Origin of the sequence: Streptomyces sp. S063, assembly GCF_002832675.1 — a bacterium.
In the GTDB taxonomy this organism is placed as follows: domain Bacteria; phylum Actinomycetota; class Actinomycetes; order Streptomycetales; family Streptomycetaceae; genus Streptomyces; species Streptomyces sindenensis.
Window position 1 is genome coordinate 2,385,473 of the sequence record NZ_CP021707.1, and the last position, 17,668, is coordinate 2,403,140.

Below are 17,668 nucleotides of genomic sequence, written 5' to 3' on the forward strand. Positions count from 1 at the left end.
ACCGCCTCACGGTGCCGCACGCTTTGAGTGGTTACAAGAGGGAACCGACCATCGGCTCGGTAACTCGCTTTCCCCTCGCACTGTTTGAGGCCTCTGCACACGAACCCCGACCCTTTCCGCCGCTGTCGCGGTGGCTCGTCATGCCCACTTCGCCCGTGCACAAGGAGCATTCCCATGTCCGCATCACCGTCCCCGTCCGGACCGAGCAGTGACCGCATGACCGGGCGCGCCTGGGGCGTGCTGCTCGTCCTGTGCGGCGCGATCTTCCTCGAAGGCATCGATGTGGCCATGCTGAACGTGGCCCTGCCCGCGATCCGGGAGGATCTGGATCTGTCCACCGGCACCCTCCAGTGGGTGATGAGCGCGTACGTCCTGGGCTACGGCGGATTCATGCTGCTGGGCGGACGGGCGGCCGATCTCTTCGGCCGCCGCCGGATGTTCGTCCTCTGGCTCGTGGTGTTCCTGCTCTTCTCCGGGCTGGGAGGACTGGCCACCGAGGGCTGGATGCTGATCGTCGCCCGCTTCGTGACGGGGGTCGCCGCGGCCTTCATGACCCCGGCCGGCCTCTCGGTCATCACCACCGGTTTCCCCCAGGGGCCGCAGCGCGACAAGGCCCTGCTCGTCTACGCGGGTACCGCCGCCGGGGGCTTCTCGATCGGCCTGGTCGTCGGCGGGCTGCTGGCCGCCGTCGACTGGCGCTGGGTGTTCTTCGCCCCGGTCGTCCTCTCGCTGGGCATCCTGCTCGCCGCGCTCGCGCTCATCCCCGCCTCGCCCCGCCCGGACCGCGCCGGTAAGGGCGTCGACCTGGCCGGAGCGGTCACCGTGACCGCCGGGATCCTGCTGCTCGTCTTCGGCGTCGAGCGGGCCACGCACGTGCCGGCCGCCTGGACCGCCGGCACGGTCGGCACGGCGCTGCTCCTCTTCCTCTCGTTCGTGGCCATCGAGCGCGCCTCGTCCTCGCCTCTGGTGCGCCCGGGCATCTTCCGCAGCGGGTCGCTGGTCCGCGCCAACGCGGCGGGGCTGCTGTTCGCCGCCGGGTTCTTCGGCTTCCAGTTCATCGCCGTGCTCTATCTCCAGGAACTGCGCGGCTGGTCGTCCCTGCGGACCAGCTTCGCGCTGCTCGTCGTCGGCGTGGACGCGGTGCTCTCGCCGCTCCTGACCCCGAAGCTGGTGGCCCGGTTCGGCCACGCCCGGGTCATCTTCGGCGGGCTGCTCGTCGCGTCGCTCGCGTACGCCCTGTTCCTGCCGCTCGGCGCGGACTGGACGTACGCGGCGATGTTCCCGGGTCTGCTCCTGCTGGGGGTGGCCTTCTCCCTGGTCTACGGGCCGCTGACCATCGTGGCCACCGACGGCGTCGCCGAGGAGGAGCAGGGAGTGGCCGGCGGACTGCTCTACACCTCCTTCCAGTTCGGTGCCGCGCTGGGGCTGTCCGCGGTGACCGCCGTCAACATCACCGCGACGGACGGGACGTCACCGGCGGCCCTCCTCGACGGCTACCGGGCGGCCCTGATCGTCCCGTTGGCCGCCGCCCTGATCGCCGCCGCCGTCAGCGCGTTCGGGCTCCGGACCCGGCGGGCGGGGGCGGGCAGTGCCCCTGTCGGCGGCCCCGGGGGCGTGCCGGAGGGGGATGACACGCCGGGCGGGGTCGAGCAGCCCGCCGGGCTCGCGTCCTGATCCGCCACACGGCAGCGGGGGCAGGGGGCGCCGGAGGTCGCCCCGTTCCGGCTCTTCGGTCTGACCGTCGTACGGACCAGGCGGCTCGGCCCGTCCATTGTGCGGATCACACGCGGCGGGCCGGGGTCCGAGGGGCTCCGCGGCGGTGACCGGGGCGAGGGTCCGGATCCGCCGGCTGGTCCGGGGCGAGGGGGTCATAGGGGATCCAAAGCGGACAACCCGCACACTCGCGAGGGGTGAGGCGGTGATCGACTTTGGATTAGGTTAGGCTCCCCTTACTTCGAGATCGCGCCCTCGTACCCTCTTCCTGCCCGGAGGGACGCGATGAAGTTCCCCTCACCCGGGAGGACCCCTTCATGCGTTCCCACCTGCTCAACAACACGACTGCGGAGCACTATCGGAGCACCGTCTCCGCGGGCGTGGAACGGGTCGCGGCCACTCTCGCCGCCACCGAGCGCCCCTTCAGCGGGATCGGTGTCGACGAGCTCTCCCCCGTCGTCGACGCGATCGACCTCGACCGGCCCCTGGGCGACGCCGCCGCCGCCCTCGACGAACTCGGCGAGGTCTACCTCCGCGACGCCGTCTACTTCCACCACCCCCGCTACCTCGGCCACCTCAACTGCCCGGTCGTCATACCCGCGGTGCTCGGCGAGGCCGTGCTCTCGGCGATCAACTCCTCCCTGGACACCTGGGACCAGAGCGCCGGCGGCACCCTCATCGAGCGCCGGCTGATCGACTGGACCACTGAGCGCATCGGGCTCGGCCCGGCCGCCGACGGGATCTTCACCAGTGGCGGTACGCAGTCCAACCTCCAGGCCCTGCTGCTGGCGCGGGAGGAGGCGAAGGTCCGGCCGGAGCACTTCACCCGGCTGCGGATCTTCACCTCCGAGTGCAGCCACTTCAGCGTGCAGAAGTCCGCCAAACTCCTCGGACTCGGCGCGGACGCCGTCGTCTCCGTCCCCGTGGACCGCGACAAGCGCATGCAGACCGTGGCGCTCGCCCGCGCGCTGGAACAGTGCGTCGCCGAGGGAGCCGTCCCGATGGCCGTCGTCGCGACCGCCGGCACCACGGACTTCGGGTCCATCGACCCACTGCCCGAGATCGCCTCGCTCTGCGACCAGTTCGCCACCTGGATGCACGTGGACGCCGCGTACGGCTGCGGGCTGCTGGCCTCCCGCGAGCGGAACGGACTGCTCGAAGGTATCGCGCACGCCGACTCGGTGACCGTGGACTACCACAAGTCCTTCTTCCAGCCCGTGAGTTCGTCCGCCCTCCTGGTCCGTGACCGGGTGACCCTGCGCCACGCCACGTACCACGCGGAGTATCTGAACCCGCGCCGGATGGCCGAGGAGCGGATACCCAACCAGGTCGACAAGTCCCTCCAGACGACCCGCCGGTTCGACGCGCTCAAGCTGTGGATGACGCTGCGCGTCATGGGCGCCGACGGCATCGGCGAGCTGTTCGACGAGGTCTGCGACCTGGCCGCCGAGGGCTGGAAGCTGCTCGCCGCCGACCCGCGCTTCGACGTGGTGGTCCAGCCACAGCTCTCCACGCTCGTCTTCCGCTACATCCCCTCCGGCGGCGCCTCCCCGGACCGGATCGACCGCGCCAACCTGCACGCCCGCAAAGCGCTGTTCGCCTCCGGCGAGGCGATCGTCGCGGGCACCAAGGTGGGCGACCGCCAGTACCTGAAGTTCACCCTGCTCAACCCCGAAACGACCGTGCACGACATCGCCACGGTCCTCGACCTGATCTCCGGCCACGCCGAGAAGTACCTGGGAGACTCCCTTGACCGCGCTTCCTGACCCCCACGACTTCATCGGGATCGGCCTCGGCCCGTTCAACCTCGGTCTCGCCTGCCTCACCGACCCGATCGACGAACTGAACGGCGTCTTCCTGGAGTCGAAGCCGGACTTCGAGTGGCACGCCGGAATGTTCCTCGAAGGCGCCCATCTCCAGACGCCGTTCATGTCGGACCTCGTCACCATGGCCGACCCGACCTCGCCGTACTCCTTCCTCAACTATCTGAAGGAGCGCGGCCGGCTCTACTCGTTCTACATCCGGGAGAACTTCTACCCGCTGCGGACCGAGTACAACGACTACTGCCGCTGGGCCGCCGGGAAGCTGAGCAGCATCCGGTTCGGCGAGACCGTGGAGACGGTGACGTACGACGAGGGCACCGAGCTCTACACCGTGCGCACCGCGTCCGGCGAGGAGTTCCGGTCCCGGCATCTCGTGCTCGGCACCGGCACGCCGCCGCACATACCCGAGGCCTGCCAGGGGCTCGGCGGCGACTTCATCCACAACTCCCGCTATCTGGACGGGAAAGCCGAGCTCCAGAAGAAGAAGTCGATCACCCTGGTCGGCAGCGGGCAGAGCGCCGCGGAGATCTACTACGACCTGCTCTCCGAGATCGACACGTACGGCTACCGGCTCAACTGGGTCACCCGTTCCCCGCGGTTCTTCCCGCTGGAGTACACCAAGCTGACGCTGGAGATGACCTCCCCGGAGTACATCGACTACTTCCACGCACTGCCCGAGGAGACCCGCTACCGGCTGGAGACCGGGCAGAAGGGGCTGTTCAAGGGCATCGACGGGGAGCTGATCGACGCCATCTTCGATCTGCTCTACCAGAAGAACCTGCCGGGTCCCGTGCCGACCAGACTGCTCACCAACTCCGCCCTCGTCAGCGCGCGTTACGACGAGGATGGCGGTGCGTACAGCCTGGGGCTGCGCCAGGAGGAGCAGGGCAAGGAGTACGAGATCACCACCGAGGGCCTGATCCTCGCCACCGGCTACCGCTACGAGGCGCCCGCCTTCCTCGCCCCGATCAGCGGGCGGCTGCGCCACGACAGCCGGGGCCGCTTCGACGTGGCCCGCAACTACAGCATCGACACCACCGGGCGCGGGGTCTTCCTCCAGAACGCCTCGGTGCACACCCACTCGATCACCTCGCCCGACCTCGGCATGGGCGCCTACCGCAACGCGTACATCATCGGCGAGCTGCTCGGCCGTGAGGTCTACCCGGTCGAGAAGTCCATCGCCTTCCAGGAGTTCGCCGTATGAGCCGCCCCGACGAACAGCGTCCCTACGAACAGCGCCCCGGCGCCATCGGCGCGTTCACCGTCCGACCGCTGGACCCCGCCGCCGACGCCGAGCTGGTGCACGGCTGGGTGACCCACCCCAAAGCCGCGTTCTGGCTGATGGGGGACGCCCGACTCGAGGACGTGGAGCGGGAGTACCGGTCCATCGCCGCCCACCCGTACCACGACGCGTTCATCGGGCTGCACGACGGCGAGCCCGCCTTCCTGATCGAGCGGTACGACCCCACCGAGGTCGAGCTGAAGGGGCTGTACGAGGCGGAGCCCGGCGATACCGGGATGCACTTCCTGGTCGCCCCCACCGACACCCCGGTGCACGGCTTCACCCGGGCCGTGATCACCGCCGTGATGGATTTCCTCTTCGCCGACCCGTCGGTGCGCCGCGTCGTCGTCGAGCCCGACGTGACCAACAGCGCCGTACAGGCCCTCAACAAGGCCGTCGGGTTCGAGGTGCTGCGCGAGATCGCCAAACCGGAGAAGGACGCTCTGCTCAGCGCCTGCACCCGTGAGCAGTTCGAAGCAGCAACCGGAGGTAACGACCGATGACGACCGCCCTCACCGACAGCGTCGCCCATCTCTCCCCCGGGCGCTGGGCCACCGCAAACCGACTGCTGGTCCGCAAAGCACTGGCGGAATTCAGCCACGAACGGCTACTGACCCCCACGCCGCTCGGCGACGACCGCTACACCGTCCGTAGCGACGACGCCTCCACCGAGTACCGCTTCACCGCGCGCCTCTTCGCCCTGGACCACTGGCAGGTCGAGGCCGACACCATCACCCGGCACCGGCACGGCTCCGAAATTCCGCTGGACGCAGTGGAGTTCTTCATCGAGCTGCGGCACACTCTGGGAATCTCCGAGGAGATCCTGCCGGTCTACCTGGAGGAGATCTCCTCCACCCTGGCCGGAACCGCCTACAAACTCACCAAGGAACCGGCCACCTCCGGCCAGCTCGTCGCCGCCGGTTTCCAGGCCGTCGAGACCGGGATGACCGAGGGCCACCCCTGCTTCGTCGCCAACAACGGGCGCCTCGGCTTCGGCGTGGACGAGTACCGGGCGTACGCCCCCGAGGCGGCGTCCCCGATCCGGCTGGTGTGGCTGGCCGCCCGGCGGGAGCGGGCCACCTTCACGGCGGGCGCCGGGCTCGACTACGACGCGCTGATCAAGGACGAGCTGAGCGAGGCGACCCGGGAGCGGTTCGCCGGCGCGCTGCGCGGGCTCGGCCTCGACCCGGACGACTACTTCCTGCTGCCCGTCCACCCCTGGCAGTGGTGGAACAAGCTCGCGGTCACCTTCGCCGGGGAGCTGGCCGAACGGCATCTGGTGGTGCTCGGGGAGGGCGAGGACGGCTATCTCGCCCAGCAGTCGATCCGTACCTTCTTCAACACCGACCACCCCGAGAAGCACTACGTCAAAACGGCGCTGTCGGTCCTCAACATGGGCTTCATGCGCGGGCTTTCGGCCGCGTACATGGAGGCCACGCCCGCGATCAACGACTGGCTGGCCGGGATCGTCGAGCGGGACGACCTGCTGCGCGGGGCCCGGTTCTCGATCATCCGGGAGCGGGCCGCGATCGGCTACCACCACCGGTCCTACGAGGCGGCCACCGTCAAGGGCTCCCCGTACCGGAAGATGCTCGCCGCCCTGTGGCGCGAGAGCCCGGTGCCGGGCCTCCAGCCGGGCGAGCGGGTCGCGACGATGGCCTCGCTGCTCCACACCGACCACGAGGGCGACTCGGTGGCCGGGGTGCTGATCGCCGAGTCGGGCCTGGACCCGCAGGTGTGGCTGCGGCACTATCTGGACGCCTATCTGGTGCCGGTGCTGCACAGCTTCTACGCGTACGACCTGGTCTACATGCCGCACGGCGAGAACGTGATCCTGGTCCTGGAGGACGGGATCGTCACCCGCACGATCTTCAAGGACATCGCCGAGGAGATCGCGGTGATGGACCCGGACGCGGTGCTGCCGCCGAAGGTCGACCGGATCCGGGCCGAGGTGCCCGAGGACATGAAGCTGCTGTCGGTCTTCACCGACGTCTTCGACTGCTTCTTCCGCTTCCTGGGCGCGGGCCTGGCCATCGAGGGCATTCTCGACGAGGAGACCTTCTGGCGGACGGTCGCCGCCTGTGTGCGCGACTACCAGGAGTCGGTCCCGTATCTCGCGGAGAAGTTCGCGCGATACGACCTGTTCGAGCCGGAGTTCGCGCTCTCCTGCCTCAACCGCCTCCAGCTGCGCAACAACCAGCAGATGGTCGACCTCAACGACCCGGCCGGAGCGTTGCAGTTGGTGGGCCGCCTGAAGAACCCGATCGCCGGGTTCTGAGCCCCGGCCGCCGTGGTGCGGCGGCCCCCGGACGGTGAGCGCCCGAGGACGGTCCCTCGGGCGCTCACCCCTTCCCCCGGGGCGGCCTGCTGGCAGAATCGGGGCCATGGCAGAAATCATCCAGCGGGACGGAACGTGGACGTTCGACGGGGACACCGTGCGCATCGTGCCGGGCGGAAAGGCGCATCCGGTCCGGCAGGAGCTGGGTGAGATCGCTGTTCCGCTGGAGGCCGTGGGGGGCGTCTCGTTCGAACCGGAACGCAAGGGCGGCCGCCTGCGGCTGCGGCTGCGCGGGGGCGCCTGCCCGGTGCTGCGGGCCGCCGACGGCCGTCTGAAGGAGGACGCCGACCCGTACGCCCTGACTGTGGAGAAGAGCCGCACGGGGGTCGCGGAGTACTTCGTCGAGGAGGTCCGCAACGCGCTGCTGATCGAGCAGGTGCCGGAGGGCCCCGTGGACCGCTTCCTGCTGCCCGGGCCCGCCCTGCCGGTCTCCGGCGGGGGCGGCGACGGCACGGCGTCCTTCGACGGCGAGACGGTCAGGCTCACCTGGAACTGGAAGGCGGAGGAGTCCAAGACCTCGGCCGGCCCGTCGTCCTTCCCGCTGTCGCGGATCGCGGGCGTGCGCTGGCTGCCCTCGATCGGACTGGAGTACGGCTATCTGCGCTTCGAGCCGCCGGAAGGCCCCTCCTCCGCGCCGCCCAAGCACGACGTGTACTCCCTGGCCCTGTGGGGGTTGTCGAAGAAGGAGTACACCGCGCTCCTGGTGGCGGCGGCGGTGCTGATGCGGCTGCCCGGGGCCCGTACGCCGCTGGACGCCCCGGAGGGTCCCCCCGCCCTGGCCAAGGCGGCCGAGCCCGCCGCACCGCCCGCGAGCGACCACGACGCGCTGCTGCGGCGGCTGCGGGAGCTGGGCGAGCTGCACCGGGCCGGGGTCCTCACCGACGAGGAATTCAGCACCGCGAAGCAGGCCGTTCTGCGCAGCATGTGACGCGATCGGGCGAGTTTCCCCACACCCCCTGCCCGATATCGGGCAGATTTCTTGCGTAAGCGCGCCCCGGCACGCAATATCGACGGGTGCTTGAACGCCGCTCGTCGCACGACGACCTCATCGACCACCTCGTACGCTCCACCGCGCTCCAGCGCGGCGAAGCGGCCCGGGTGATCCTCGACGTGCTGGCGTACTTCGACGAGAGCACCGACGACTTCGTCCGGCGCCGCCACCGCGAACTGCAGTCCGGCGGCCTGGTCAACACGGAGATCTTCGAGCGGATCGCGGCCGAGCTGCCGCACCGCGCCGTGGCGCCGCCGGAGCTCTCGCTCCGCCAGCTGCGCCGCATCGTCTACGGCTGAGCGGGGCCGGGCGCCCGTGCGCGGGGCGCCGCACCGCGTGTGTACGTGTACGTCGATGGAGGGGCAGAGAAACCCATGTGCGGAATCGTCGGATACATCGGGAAGCGTGACGTCGCTCCGCTGCTGCTGGAAGGGTTGCAGCGGCTGGAGTACCGGGGCTACGACTCCGCGGGCATCGTGATCACCGGCAAGGCGGCGGCGGGCAGGCCGGGCACGCTGAAGATGGTCAAGGCCAAGGGCCGGGTCCGCGAGCTGGAGGCCAAGGTCCCCAAGCGGTTCGCGGGCACCACCGGTATCGCCCACACCCGCTGGGCCACCCACGGCGCCCCGAGCGACGAGAACGCGCACCCGCACCTGGACGCGGAGAACAAGGTCGCCGTCGTCCACAACGGGATCATCGACAACGCCTCCGAGCTGCGCACCCGGCTCACCGCCGACGGCGTCGTCTTCCTCTCCGAGACCGACACCGAGGTGCTGACCCACCTGATCGCCCGCGCCCAGGCCGACACCCTGGAGGAGAAGGTCCGCGAGGCGCTGCGCCACGTCGAGGGCACCTACGGCATCGCCGTGCTGCACGCCGACTTCAACGACCGCATCGTGGTCGCCCGCAACGGCTCCCCGGTCGTCCTCGGCATCGGCGAGAAGGAGATGTTCGTCGCCTCCGACGTCGCCGCCCTGGTCGCCCACACCCGCCAGGTCGTCACGCTCGACGACGGCGAGATGGCCACGCTCAAGGCCGACGACTTCCGTACGTACACGACGGAGGGTTCGACCACGACGGCCACGCCGACCACCGTGGAGTGGGAGGCCGAGTCGTACGACATGGGCGGCCACGACACGTACATGCACAAGGAGATCTCCGAGCAGGCCGACGCCGTGGACCGCGTCCTGCGCGGCCGGATCGACGACCGGTTCTCCACCGTGCACCTGGGCGGCCTCAACCTGGACGCCCGCGAGGCGCGCGGGGTGCGCCGGATCAAGATCCTCGGCTGCGGCACCTCGTACCACGCGGGCCAGATCGGCGCCCAGCTGATCGAGGAGCTGGCCCGGATTCCCGCCGACGCCGAGCCGGCCTCCGAGTTCCGCTACCGCAACCCGGTCGTCGACCCCGACACCCTGTACGTCGCGGTCTCCCAGTCGGGCGAGACGTACGACGTGCTGGCCGCCGTCCAGGAGCTGAAGCGCAAGGGCGCGCGCGTGCTGGGCGTGGTGAACGTGGTCGGCTCCGCGATCGCCCGGGAGGCCGACGGCGGTACGTACGTCCACGCGGGCCCGGAGGTCTGCGTGGTCTCCACCAAGTGCTTCACCAACACGGTGGTCGCCTTCGCTCTGCTCGCGCTGCACCTGGGCCGGATCCGTGACCTGTCGGTCGCGGACGGCAAGCGGATCATCGACGGGCTGCGCCGGCTGCCGGAGCAGATCAGCGAGATCCTGGCGAACGAGGACGAGATCAAGCGGCTGGCGGCGGAGTACGCGGATGCCAAGTCGATGATGTTCATCGGCCGGGTGCGCGGCTATCCGGTGGCCCGCGAGGCCTCGCTGAAGCTGAAGGAGGTCTCGTACATCCACGCCGAGGCCTACCCGGCCTCCGAGCTGAAGCACGGCCCCCTCGCGCTGATCGAGCCCGCGATGCCGACCGTGGCGATCGTGCCGGACGACGATCTGCTGGAGAAGAACCGCGCCGCGATGGAGGAGATCAAGGCCCGCAGCGGCCGGATCCTCGCCGTGGCCCACCAGGTGCAGGAGAAGGCCGACCACACCATCGTCGTGCCGAAGAACGAGAACGAGCTGGACCCGATCCTCATGGGCATCCCGCTCCAGCTGTTCGCGTACCACACGGCCCTCGCGATGGGCCGGGACATCGACAAGCCGCGCAACCTGGCGAAGTCCGTGACGGTCGAGTAGACGGCCGCGCACCACCGTCGGCACGACGTTGGGCCCCGTACCGCGACGGAAGCGGTACGGGGCCCGACGTGTGCCGTCACAGGGCCTTCTGGCGGCCCCTCAGAGGATGCGGCCGCTCAGGGGATGACGACCACCGGGCGCTGCGCGCGGCGGGCCAGGCGGCCGGCCACCGAGCCGAAGATCCGGCCGACGATGCCGTGCGTGGAGCCCACGACGATGGCGTCGGCGGCGTACTCCCGGCCGACCTCCTCCAGCTCGTGGCAGATGTCGCCACCGCGCTCGACCAGCACCCAGGGAACCTCGGAGAGATAGTCGGCGCAGGCCAGCTCCAGGCCGAGGACCTCGGTGCGGTGATCGGGGACGTCGACGAAGACGGGGGGCTCGCAGCCCGCCCAGACAGTGGTCGGCAGCCGGTTGGCGACATGGACGATGATCAGGCCGGAGCCCGAGCGGCCGGCCATGCCGATGGCGTAGGCGAGGGCCCGTTCGCTGGAGGTGGAGCCGTCGAAACCGACCACGACTCCGTGGCGGAAGGCGGGATCGCACGCATGGCGTGCTTCGTCGACCGTGCGCGGCTCCGACCCTGGGTCGGCCAGCGGCTTGCGGTCTTTGGGTTCAGGGATTTCGTGACCGGCCATCGGTGTCTCGGCGAAGAGAGTCCTCGTGAGGAGGGAACGGTTTCGATGTGCATCAGGCGCGTCGGCTGACGGTGAAGCTCTGTCCGGGAATCATCTTCCCAACCCCATACCCCCAAGGGTACGGCGTCACTCCTCCATCGCCCAGACCCCCGCAAAAGCGTGCGCGACGCTGGAGGGAGCATGCCCGAGCCCGTCCGGTATGGCAATGCCGGTTGTGTCGTACACGGGCCTTCGGGACGGCGAACACCGTCGGGCGTCCTGTTTTTCGCGACACCCCCCGACCGTCCACCGGAGGCGGTGACGGAGCCCGCACCCGGTCCCTGTTGGCCACGTTGCCGAGGACCACCCGAAACCCCTCGCTCGCGTGTTCCCCGGCACATCGGACGACGGCGCGGCCCCCCGGGGCCTCGGCCCCGTCCGCCCGGCAACGCCCGTCACACCCGCCCTTCCTGACCCGAACACGCCATGCGACCTCGACCGCGAGGGAGCGCACCGGCGCGGTCGCCATGCGTCGGTTGTGCGCCCGGCGTGACCGGATACAGCACACACAACCGATGCTTTTCAGCCAACTTCACGCGAGGGGTGATCCCTTCGCGGGATGGCCGGACAACCCACCGCCCACCAGGCAGGAACGGACCGCGCGGTACGCTTTCACCCGACGCGGACGGGCCACGTTGGCGAAGGGCACTTCCCTGTGCGCTTCGCAGGTGGAACGCTTCGTGATCGAACGCTTCACGCCACGTTTCCTTATCGACATTGAGCTGGTGGGGGAAGGTGTCACGGCAGGACCACGCGACGCAGTAGATTCGATCTTGAAAATCGGGGGCTGGGGAACCGTGCGAAACCGAGGGGAAACGTGCAGGAGCGGCAGGCCCGTAAGGACCAGAAAGACGCGAACACCGAGGGGGGCTTAGCGTCATGAGCCAGGACTCCGCCACCGCGACGGAGGCCGCACGCAAGCTGACCGGGCGGCGACGCCGGGAAGTCGTTGCCGTGCTGCTGTTCAGCGGCGGCCCTATCTTCGAGAGCTCCATCCCGCTCTCCGTTTTCGGGATCGACCGGCAGGACGCGGGAGTTCCCCGCTACCGCCTGCTGGTCTGCGGGGGCGAGGAAGGTCCGCTGCGCACCACCGGCGGGCTCGAACTCACCGCGCCGTACGGCCTGGAGGCGATCAGCAGGGCCGGCACCGTGGTGGTGCCCGCCTGGCGGTCGATCACCTCGCCGCCGCCCGCCGAGGCACTGGACGCGCTGCGGCGCGCCCACGAGGAGGGCGCCCGCATCGTCGGTCTGTGCACGGGAGCCTTCGTGCTCGCGGCCGCCGGCCTGCTGGACGGCCGGCCGGCCACCACGCACTGGATGTACGCGCCGACGCTGGCCAAGCGCTATCCGTCGGTGCACGTCGATCCGCGCGAGCTGTTCGTGGACGACGGCGACGTGCTCACCTCCGCCGGCACGGCGGCGGGTATCGACCTCTGCCTCCATATAGTCCGCACCGACCACGGCACGGAGGCCGCCGGGGCGCTCGCCCGCCGGCTCGTCGTGCCGCCGCGGCGCAGTGGCGGGCAGGAGCGCTACCTGGACAGGTCTTTACCGGAGGAGATCGGGTCCGACCCGCTCGCCGAGGTCGTGGCCTGGGCCCTGGAGCATCTGCACGAGCAGTTCGACGTGGAGACGCTCGCGGCGCGCGCCTACATGAGCAGGCGGACCTTCGACCGCAGGTTCCGTTCGCTCACCGGCAGCGCACCGCTCCAGTGGCTGATCACCCAGCGGGTGCTTCAGGCACAGAGGCTGCTGGAGACCTCCGACTACTCGGTCGACGAGGTCGCCGGCCGCTGCGGATTCCGCTCCCCGGTCGCGCTGCGCGGGCACTTCCGCCGCCAGCTCGGCTCCTCCCCCGCCGCGTACCGGGCCGCCTACCGGGCCCGCCGTCCGCAGGGGGTGGCGGAGAGCGCCGCGACGGTGGTCGAGACGACGGTGCCCAGCCAGGGGCCGCCGCCCGGACGCCGGGGCACGCCCGTGTCCGCCGCACCCGTCGCCATGGCGGCGTCGGTGGGGCCCGGGGAGCACTCCCTGCCGGGTCCTGACGCGTTCGTTCCCGGACGCCCGGCCCTGCCGGGACAGCGGAGTGCCCCGTAGGGTGGGGCCCATGAACGACCGCATGGTGTGGATCGACTGCGAGATGACCGGGCTCTCGTTGACGGACGACGCACTCATCGAGGTGGCCGCCCTGGTCACCGACTCGGAGCTGAACGTGCTCGGCGAAGGGGTGGACATCGTGATCCGCCCGCCGGACGCGGCCCTCGAGACCATGCCCGAGGTGGTGCGGCAGATGCACACCGCCTCGGGCCTCCTCGACGAGCTGGCCGGGGGCACCACCCTGGCGGAGGCCGAGGAGCAGGTCCTGGCCTACGTCCGCGAGCATGTGAAGGAGCCCGGCAAGGCCCCGCTCTGCGGAAACTCGGTCGGTACCGACCGCGGCTTCCTGGCGCGGGACATGCGGGACCTGGAGAGCTACCTCCACTACCGGATCGTGGACGTGTCCTCGGTCAAGGAGCTGGCCCGGCGCTGGTTCCCCCGGGCGTACTTCAACAGCCCGGACAAGAACGGCAACCACCGGGCGCTGGCGGACATCCGTGACTCCATCACGGAGCTCCGCTACTACCGGGAGGCGGTCTTCGTCCCGCAGCCCGGCCCGGACTCGGAGCGCGCCAAGGAGATCGCGGCGCGCCTGGCGGCCCCGGCCGCACCGTAGGAACCCGCTGGTCACGGGCGTGCGAGCGCCCGCGGACCGGCCCCGGGAAACGGGGGCGCGAGCACCCTCCCGGACCCTGTACACTTTTTCTCGGCCGGTCGGAAACGAGCGGGCGACATGGTGGGTATAGCTCAGCTGGCAGAGCACCTGGTTGTGGTCCAGGATGTCGCGGGTTCAAGTCCCGTTACTCACCCTTTCAGGGAAAGCCCCTGATCTGCGAAAACGCAGGTCAGGGGCTTTTTCGTGCGCGCGGCCGCCGAGGCGGGGGAAACCTCGGGGGAAGTTCGCCATCCGCGGCGGGTCCCCGTGGCGCCGGACATACGGTGGTGGCCATGCCATCCCACGACGTCAACCCGTCCGGTCCCCGTCCGTCCCCGATCGAGGGGACCGACTGGGCGAGGGTCTCCGAGGAGATGAACGCGCACGGATTCGCGGTCACCTCGCCCCTCCTCAGCCCCGAGCAGTGCCGGAGCATCGCCGAGTTATACGACGACACGACAAGATTCCGCGCCACGATCGACATGCAGCGCTACCGGTTCGGTGCCGGGCAGTACCGGTACTTCGACCACCCGATCCCCGAGCCGGTCGCGGAGCTGCGCGAGGCCTTCTACCCCCGGCTGCTGCCGATCGCCCGCGAGTGGGCCGAGAAGCTGAAACGGCCCGCGCCCTGGCCCGACAGCCTCCAGGAGTGGCTCGCGATGTGCCACGCGGCCGGGCAGACCCGGCCGACGCCGATCCTGCTGCGCTACGGGCAGGGCGACTGGAACGCCCTGCACCGGGATCTGTACGGGGACCTGGTCTTCCCGCTCCAGGTGGTCATCGGGCTCGACACGTACGCGACCGATTACACCGGCGGCGAGTTCCTCATGGTCGAGCAGCGGCCCCGGGCGCAGTCCCGAGGCAGTTCGGCGGTCCTCCCGCAGGGCAGCGGCCTGGTCTTCACCACCCGTGACCGGCCGGTCGCCTCGGCCCGCGGCTGGTCGGCCGCGCCCATGAGGCACGGAGTGAGCACCGTACGCTCCGGTCTCCGCCGCACGCTCGGGCTGGTGTTCCATGACGCCGCCTGACGCCCCGCACACCGCCGCCGAGCTGGCAGCGCTCCTGCGGCTCATCCCGTCCTCGGTCCGGGACGTCGCCGTCGGGCACGGGCGGGACGGGGACGGTGTCCACCGGGCCGCCGCCGAGGCCTTCGTCACGGCGTGGGAGGCGACCGGGCGCACGGTCACGGCGGTCGTGGACTGGCCCGAGGAGGCCGCCTCCTGGCTCCGTCCCGCGCGGCGGTTCACCGCCGGGGCCCCGGACGCCTGGGTGGTGGCCGGGGCGCCGCCGGGCTGGGCGCGGATGAGCCGACGGCTGGCGCAGAGCACCGACTGGGCGGCGGAGCGTACGTACGCCTTCGCCTCGCTCGACTCCCCGCGGCTGGCGGAGCTCGCCGGCGCCTCGGTCCTCGACGGGCTGCGCGGTGCCACGGCGGACGGCGGCACCTGGCAGATCGACGACGGCCGCAGTACCCGCTGGCCTCCCCCCGCCCCGGCCGCCGCGGTCTCGAAAGGTGGGCCGGTGCTGGGTCCGGACGGGCGCAGGCGCTGTCCGTGGGCCGTCGGCCATCCGCTCAATCTGGCGTACCACGACAGCGAATGGGGTCTGCCCGTCCACGGCGAGCAGGCGCTGTTCGAACGGATCACGCTGGAGGCGTTCCAGGCCGGGCTGAGCTGGCTGACGATCCTCGCCAAGCGGCCCGCGTTCCGTGCGGCGTTCGACGGGTTCGCCCCGGAGAAGGTGGCGGCGTACACGGACGCCGACGTGCTGCGGCTGATGGCCGACGCCGGGATCGTCCGCAACCGGGCCAAGATCGAGGCGACCGTCCGCAACGCCCGGGCGGTCCTGGCGCTGCGCGAGAGGGGCGGCCTGGACCGGCTGATCTGGTCGCACCGGCCGGCCGAGACCCCCCGGCCGCGCACGGCGGCCGAGGTGCCGACGAGCACCCCCGGCTCCAAGGCCCTGGCCCGTGAGCTGCGGGCGCACGGGTTCGGGTTCGTCGGCCCCACGACGAGCTACGCCCTCATGGAGGCCATCGGGATGGTCGACACCCATCTCGTGGAATGCCATCGCCGGGGCTCGGCGCTCCACGCCGGCGGTCCGGCCGGCGGCTGAGCGCGCCCGCCTCCCCGGTCAGCGGGCGGGTCCGAACCAACGGGTCAGGGAGTCCCGCAGTTCGGGCCCGTCCCGCCGGTCGCCCCGCCCGCTCCAGGCCGTGTAGCCGTCGGGCCGCACGAGCAGGGCGGTCGTGCCGAGCGGCTCGTCGGTCGTGGCGGTGACGACGTCCACCCGGTCGTGCCACGGGGCGGCGGACTCGCGCAGCCCGGCGTGGTCGGCGAGGTCCAGGAGCACCGGGCGCGCGGTGTGCAGCAGTCCGGCGAGGGTGGTGGTGCCCCCGGCGGTCGTCAGCGTGATGTCGGGGGCGAGCCGGCCGACCAGCGGCGCGTCCCGGCGCAGCCCCATGTCGTACACCAGCGAGGTGCCGGTGATCATGCTGCTGAGGTGGTCGTTGACCTCGTCGAAGTGCATCAGTTCCGCGAAGAGCTCGCGCAGCGCGTCGGTGCGCGGGGCCGGGTCCATCAGCGCGACCTGCGCGCGCACGTTGTGCAGGACGGCGGCCGCGTCGGGGTGGCGCTCGGCCTGATAGGTGTCCAGCAGGTCGGCCGGGGCGCCGCCGCGTAGGTGTGCGGCCAGCTTCCAGCAGAGGTTGAAGGCGTCCTGGAGGCCGAGGTTGACACCCTGCCCTCCCGCCGGGAAGTGCACGTGGGCCGCGTCCCCGGCGAGCAGGACGCGGCCGTGGCGGTAGGTCTCGGCCTGGAGCGCGGCATCGCTGAAGCGGGTGAGCCAGGCCGGCGAGTCCATCGGGATCTCGCGGCCGGCGATGCGCGCGACCTCCCCGCGCAGCTCCTCCAGGGTGACCGGGGAGTGCCGGTCGGGGTGCGGGCCGCGGAAGTCGTACGTGCACACGCGGCTGCGGCCGGACGGCGACACCCACAGCAGGGTCCAGCCGTGGGGTGTGCGCTGCCACCCCGAGGGGGCGTTCCACGGGTCGAGGAGGCGGACCTCGCCCATGAGGGCGGAGACCGTGGCGGGCGTGCCGGTGAAGGCGATACCGGAGAGCCTGCGGACCGCGCTGCGCGCCCCGTCCGCGCCGACGACCCAGCGGGCCGTGACCGTACGGGTGTCGCCGGCCGTGTCGCGCAGGACGAGCCGGACGTGGCCGCATTCCTGGTGGATGCCGATGAGCTCGCTGTCCCGTTCGATCCGGGCGCCGAGCGTACGGGCGTGTCCGGCGAACACCTCCTGGGCCCAGGCCTGCGGGCTGGCGATCATGGCCGGGCCCTCGTCGACCACCCGGGACAGGTCCAGGTCGAACAGCGCGCCGAAGTGGAAGCGGACCCTGCCCCGTTCGTCCCGCCGGGCGGGGGGCCCGGGCTGGACCGCGTCCAGGATGCCCCGCCGGTGCAGGAGTTGCGCGGTCCGCGCGTGCAGGGTGCTCGCCTTGGAGACGGGCGAGGGGGCGGGCAGCTTCTCGTACACCGTCGTGCCGACGCCCAGGAGGGCCAGCTCTCTGGCCACCAGCATGCCGACCGGTCCACCGCCCACCACGGCGACTTCTGTGTCGACGGTGGTGGGAAGCGTCTCCCGGGGGCTCGCGGGCATGGCAGCTCCGTCTGTCGTCGGTGGTGGGGGGCGCAGGGTCAAACCCCGGGTGAACAGTCCGGGTTGCGCGGGGCGGGGGGCCGGTGGCCGATTCTCGCGGCGGGCCGTCGCGCGGATCTCTGGCTCGATTCTTCAGCGGCCGCTGCGACAGTGCAGCGAGGAGAGCGGCCACCACGGCTTTCGACCTGTTCCTCTCCGGTCGCGCAGAGATCACGATGGAAGAGG

General features: G+C 71.0%; 14 protein-coding genes and 1 tRNA gene. 13 read left to right on the forward strand and 2 right to left on the reverse strand.

Annotation, left to right across the window (positions count from 1 at the left end; genetic code table 11):
- Positions 1 to 216 precede the first annotated feature (216 nt).
- The 8 genes from CCZ36_RS10745 (at position 217) to glmS (ending at position 10,351) form a co-directional block, all read left to right on the forward strand.
- On the forward strand, positions 217 to 1,674 hold the full coding sequence (locus CCZ36_RS10745; protein WP_069742608.1) for an MFS transporter: 1,458 nt from the start codon (positions 217 to 219) through the stop codon (positions 1,672 to 1,674).
- Positions 1,675 to 2,030: 356 nt separating this feature from the next.
- On the forward strand, positions 2,031 to 3,479 hold the full coding sequence (locus CCZ36_RS10755) for a pyridoxal phosphate-dependent decarboxylase family protein (RefSeq protein WP_069739549.1): 1,449 nt from the start codon (positions 2,031 to 2,033) through the stop codon (positions 3,477 to 3,479).
- On the forward strand, positions 3,463 to 4,740 hold the full coding sequence (locus CCZ36_RS10760; protein WP_128817544.1) for a lysine N(6)-hydroxylase/L-ornithine N(5)-oxygenase family protein: 1,278 nt from the start codon (positions 3,463 to 3,465) through the stop codon (positions 4,738 to 4,740). The genes CCZ36_RS10755 and CCZ36_RS10760 overlap by 17 nt, the downstream gene beginning before the upstream one ends.
- Positions 4,737 to 5,321, forward strand: coding sequence for a GNAT family N-acetyltransferase (locus CCZ36_RS10765; protein WP_128817545.1), 585 nt, complete (start codon positions 4,737 to 4,739; stop codon positions 5,319 to 5,321). The genes CCZ36_RS10760 and CCZ36_RS10765 overlap by 4 nt, the downstream gene beginning before the upstream one ends.
- Positions 5,318 to 7,096, forward strand: coding sequence for an IucA/IucC family protein (locus tag CCZ36_RS10770; protein WP_128817546.1), 1,779 nt, complete (start codon positions 5,318 to 5,320; stop codon positions 7,094 to 7,096). Before CCZ36_RS10765 ends, CCZ36_RS10770 begins: the two co-directional genes overlap by 4 nt.
- 106 nt (positions 7,097 to 7,202) lie before the next feature.
- Complete coding sequence (locus CCZ36_RS10775; RefSeq protein ID WP_069739545.1) at positions 7,203 to 8,084, forward strand: DUF4429 domain-containing protein; 882 nt, start codon at positions 7,203 to 7,205, stop codon at positions 8,082 to 8,084.
- An 86-nt stretch (positions 8,085 to 8,170) separates the two neighbouring features.
- Entirely contained in the window at positions 8,171 to 8,446 is a 276-nt protein-coding gene (locus tag CCZ36_RS10780; protein ID WP_003968990.1) for a hypothetical protein, read from the forward strand.
- A 75-nt stretch (positions 8,447 to 8,521) separates the two neighbouring features.
- Complete coding sequence (gene glmS, locus CCZ36_RS10785; protein WP_069739544.1) at positions 8,522 to 10,351, forward strand: glutamine--fructose-6-phosphate transaminase (isomerizing); 1,830 nt, start codon at positions 8,522 to 8,524, stop codon at positions 10,349 to 10,351.
- 116 nt (positions 10,352 to 10,467) lie between these two features.
- Here the strand turns inward: glmS and CCZ36_RS10790 are convergent, their stop codons facing one another.
- Positions 10,468 to 10,989, reverse strand: a complete 522-nt coding sequence (locus tag CCZ36_RS10790) for a universal stress protein (RefSeq protein WP_069739543.1) — start codon at positions 10,987 to 10,989, stop codon at positions 10,468 to 10,470.
- A 918-nt stretch (positions 10,990 to 11,907) separates the two neighbouring features.
- On the opposite strand from CCZ36_RS10790, the gene CCZ36_RS10795 reads away from it, so the two are divergent.
- The 5 genes from CCZ36_RS10795 (at position 11,908) to CCZ36_RS36925 (ending at position 15,895) form a co-directional block, all read left to right on the forward strand.
- Positions 11,908 to 13,125 (forward strand): helix-turn-helix domain-containing protein, encoded by a 1,218-nt coding sequence (locus tag CCZ36_RS10795; protein WP_069739542.1) that lies wholly within the window; start codon positions 11,908 to 11,910, stop codon positions 13,123 to 13,125.
- A 10-nt stretch (positions 13,126 to 13,135) separates the two neighbouring features.
- The gene (gene orn, locus CCZ36_RS10800; RefSeq protein WP_069739578.1) at positions 13,136 to 13,741 is read left to right on the forward strand and encodes an oligoribonuclease; all 606 of its coding nucleotides are present in this window, start codon (positions 13,136 to 13,138) and stop codon (positions 13,739 to 13,741) included.
- A gap of 120 nt (positions 13,742 to 13,861) precedes the next feature.
- Positions 13,862 to 13,934, forward strand: a tRNA-His gene (locus tag CCZ36_RS10805).
- Positions 13,935 to 14,073: 139 nt separating this feature from the next.
- The gene (locus tag CCZ36_RS10810; RefSeq protein WP_128817547.1) at positions 14,074 to 14,808 is read left to right on the forward strand and encodes a 2OG-Fe(II) oxygenase; all 735 of its coding nucleotides are present in this window, start codon (positions 14,074 to 14,076) and stop codon (positions 14,806 to 14,808) included.
- A gap of 493 nt (positions 14,809 to 15,301) precedes the next feature.
- Entirely contained in the window at positions 15,302 to 15,895 is a 594-nt protein-coding gene (locus tag CCZ36_RS36925; RefSeq protein ID WP_069739577.1) for a DNA-3-methyladenine glycosylase I, read from the forward strand.
- 18 nt (positions 15,896 to 15,913) lie between these two features.
- On the opposite strand, the gene CCZ36_RS10820 is transcribed toward CCZ36_RS36925, so the two are convergent.
- Positions 15,914 to 17,443: an FAD-dependent monooxygenase gene (locus CCZ36_RS10820; RefSeq protein WP_069742614.1), complete on the reverse strand. Its 1,530-nt coding sequence runs from the start codon at positions 17,441 to 17,443 to the stop codon at positions 15,914 to 15,916.
- Positions 17,444 to 17,668 lie beyond the last annotated feature (225 nt).

Coding starts and splice junctions, on each gene's coding strand:
- CCZ36_RS10745 (WP_069742608.1), top strand. CDS start 217: ATGACCGGGCGCGCCTGGGGCGTGCTGCTCGTCCTGTGCGGCGCGATC.
- CCZ36_RS10755 (WP_069739549.1), top strand. CDS start 2,031: ATGCGTTCCCACCTGCTCAACAACACGACTGCGGAGCACTATCGGAGC.
- CCZ36_RS10765 (WP_128817545.1), top strand. CDS start 4,737: ATGAGCCGCCCCGACGAACAGCGTCCCTACGAACAGCGCCCCGGCGCC.
- CCZ36_RS10770 (WP_128817546.1), top strand. CDS start 5,318: ATGACGACCGCCCTCACCGACAGCGTCGCCCATCTCTCCCCCGGGCGC.
- CCZ36_RS10775 (WP_069739545.1), top strand. CDS start 7,203: ATGGCAGAAATCATCCAGCGGGACGGAACGTGGACGTTCGACGGGGAC.
- glmS (WP_069739544.1), top strand. CDS start 8,522: ATGTGCGGAATCGTCGGATACATCGGGAAGCGTGACGTCGCTCCGCTG.
- CCZ36_RS10790 (WP_069739543.1), bottom strand. CDS start 10,989: ATGGCCGGTCACGAAATCCCTGAACCCAAAGACCGCAAGCCGCTGGCC.
- CCZ36_RS10795 (WP_069739542.1), top strand. CDS start 11,908: ATGAGCCAGGACTCCGCCACCGCGACGGAGGCCGCACGCAAGCTGACC.
- orn (WP_069739578.1), top strand. CDS start 13,136: ATGAACGACCGCATGGTGTGGATCGACTGCGAGATGACCGGGCTCTCG.
- CCZ36_RS10810 (WP_128817547.1), top strand. CDS start 14,074: ATGCCATCCCACGACGTCAACCCGTCCGGTCCCCGTCCGTCCCCGATC.
- CCZ36_RS10820 (WP_069742614.1), bottom strand. CDS start 17,443: ATGCCCGCGAGCCCCCGGGAGACGCTTCCCACCACCGTCGACACAGAA.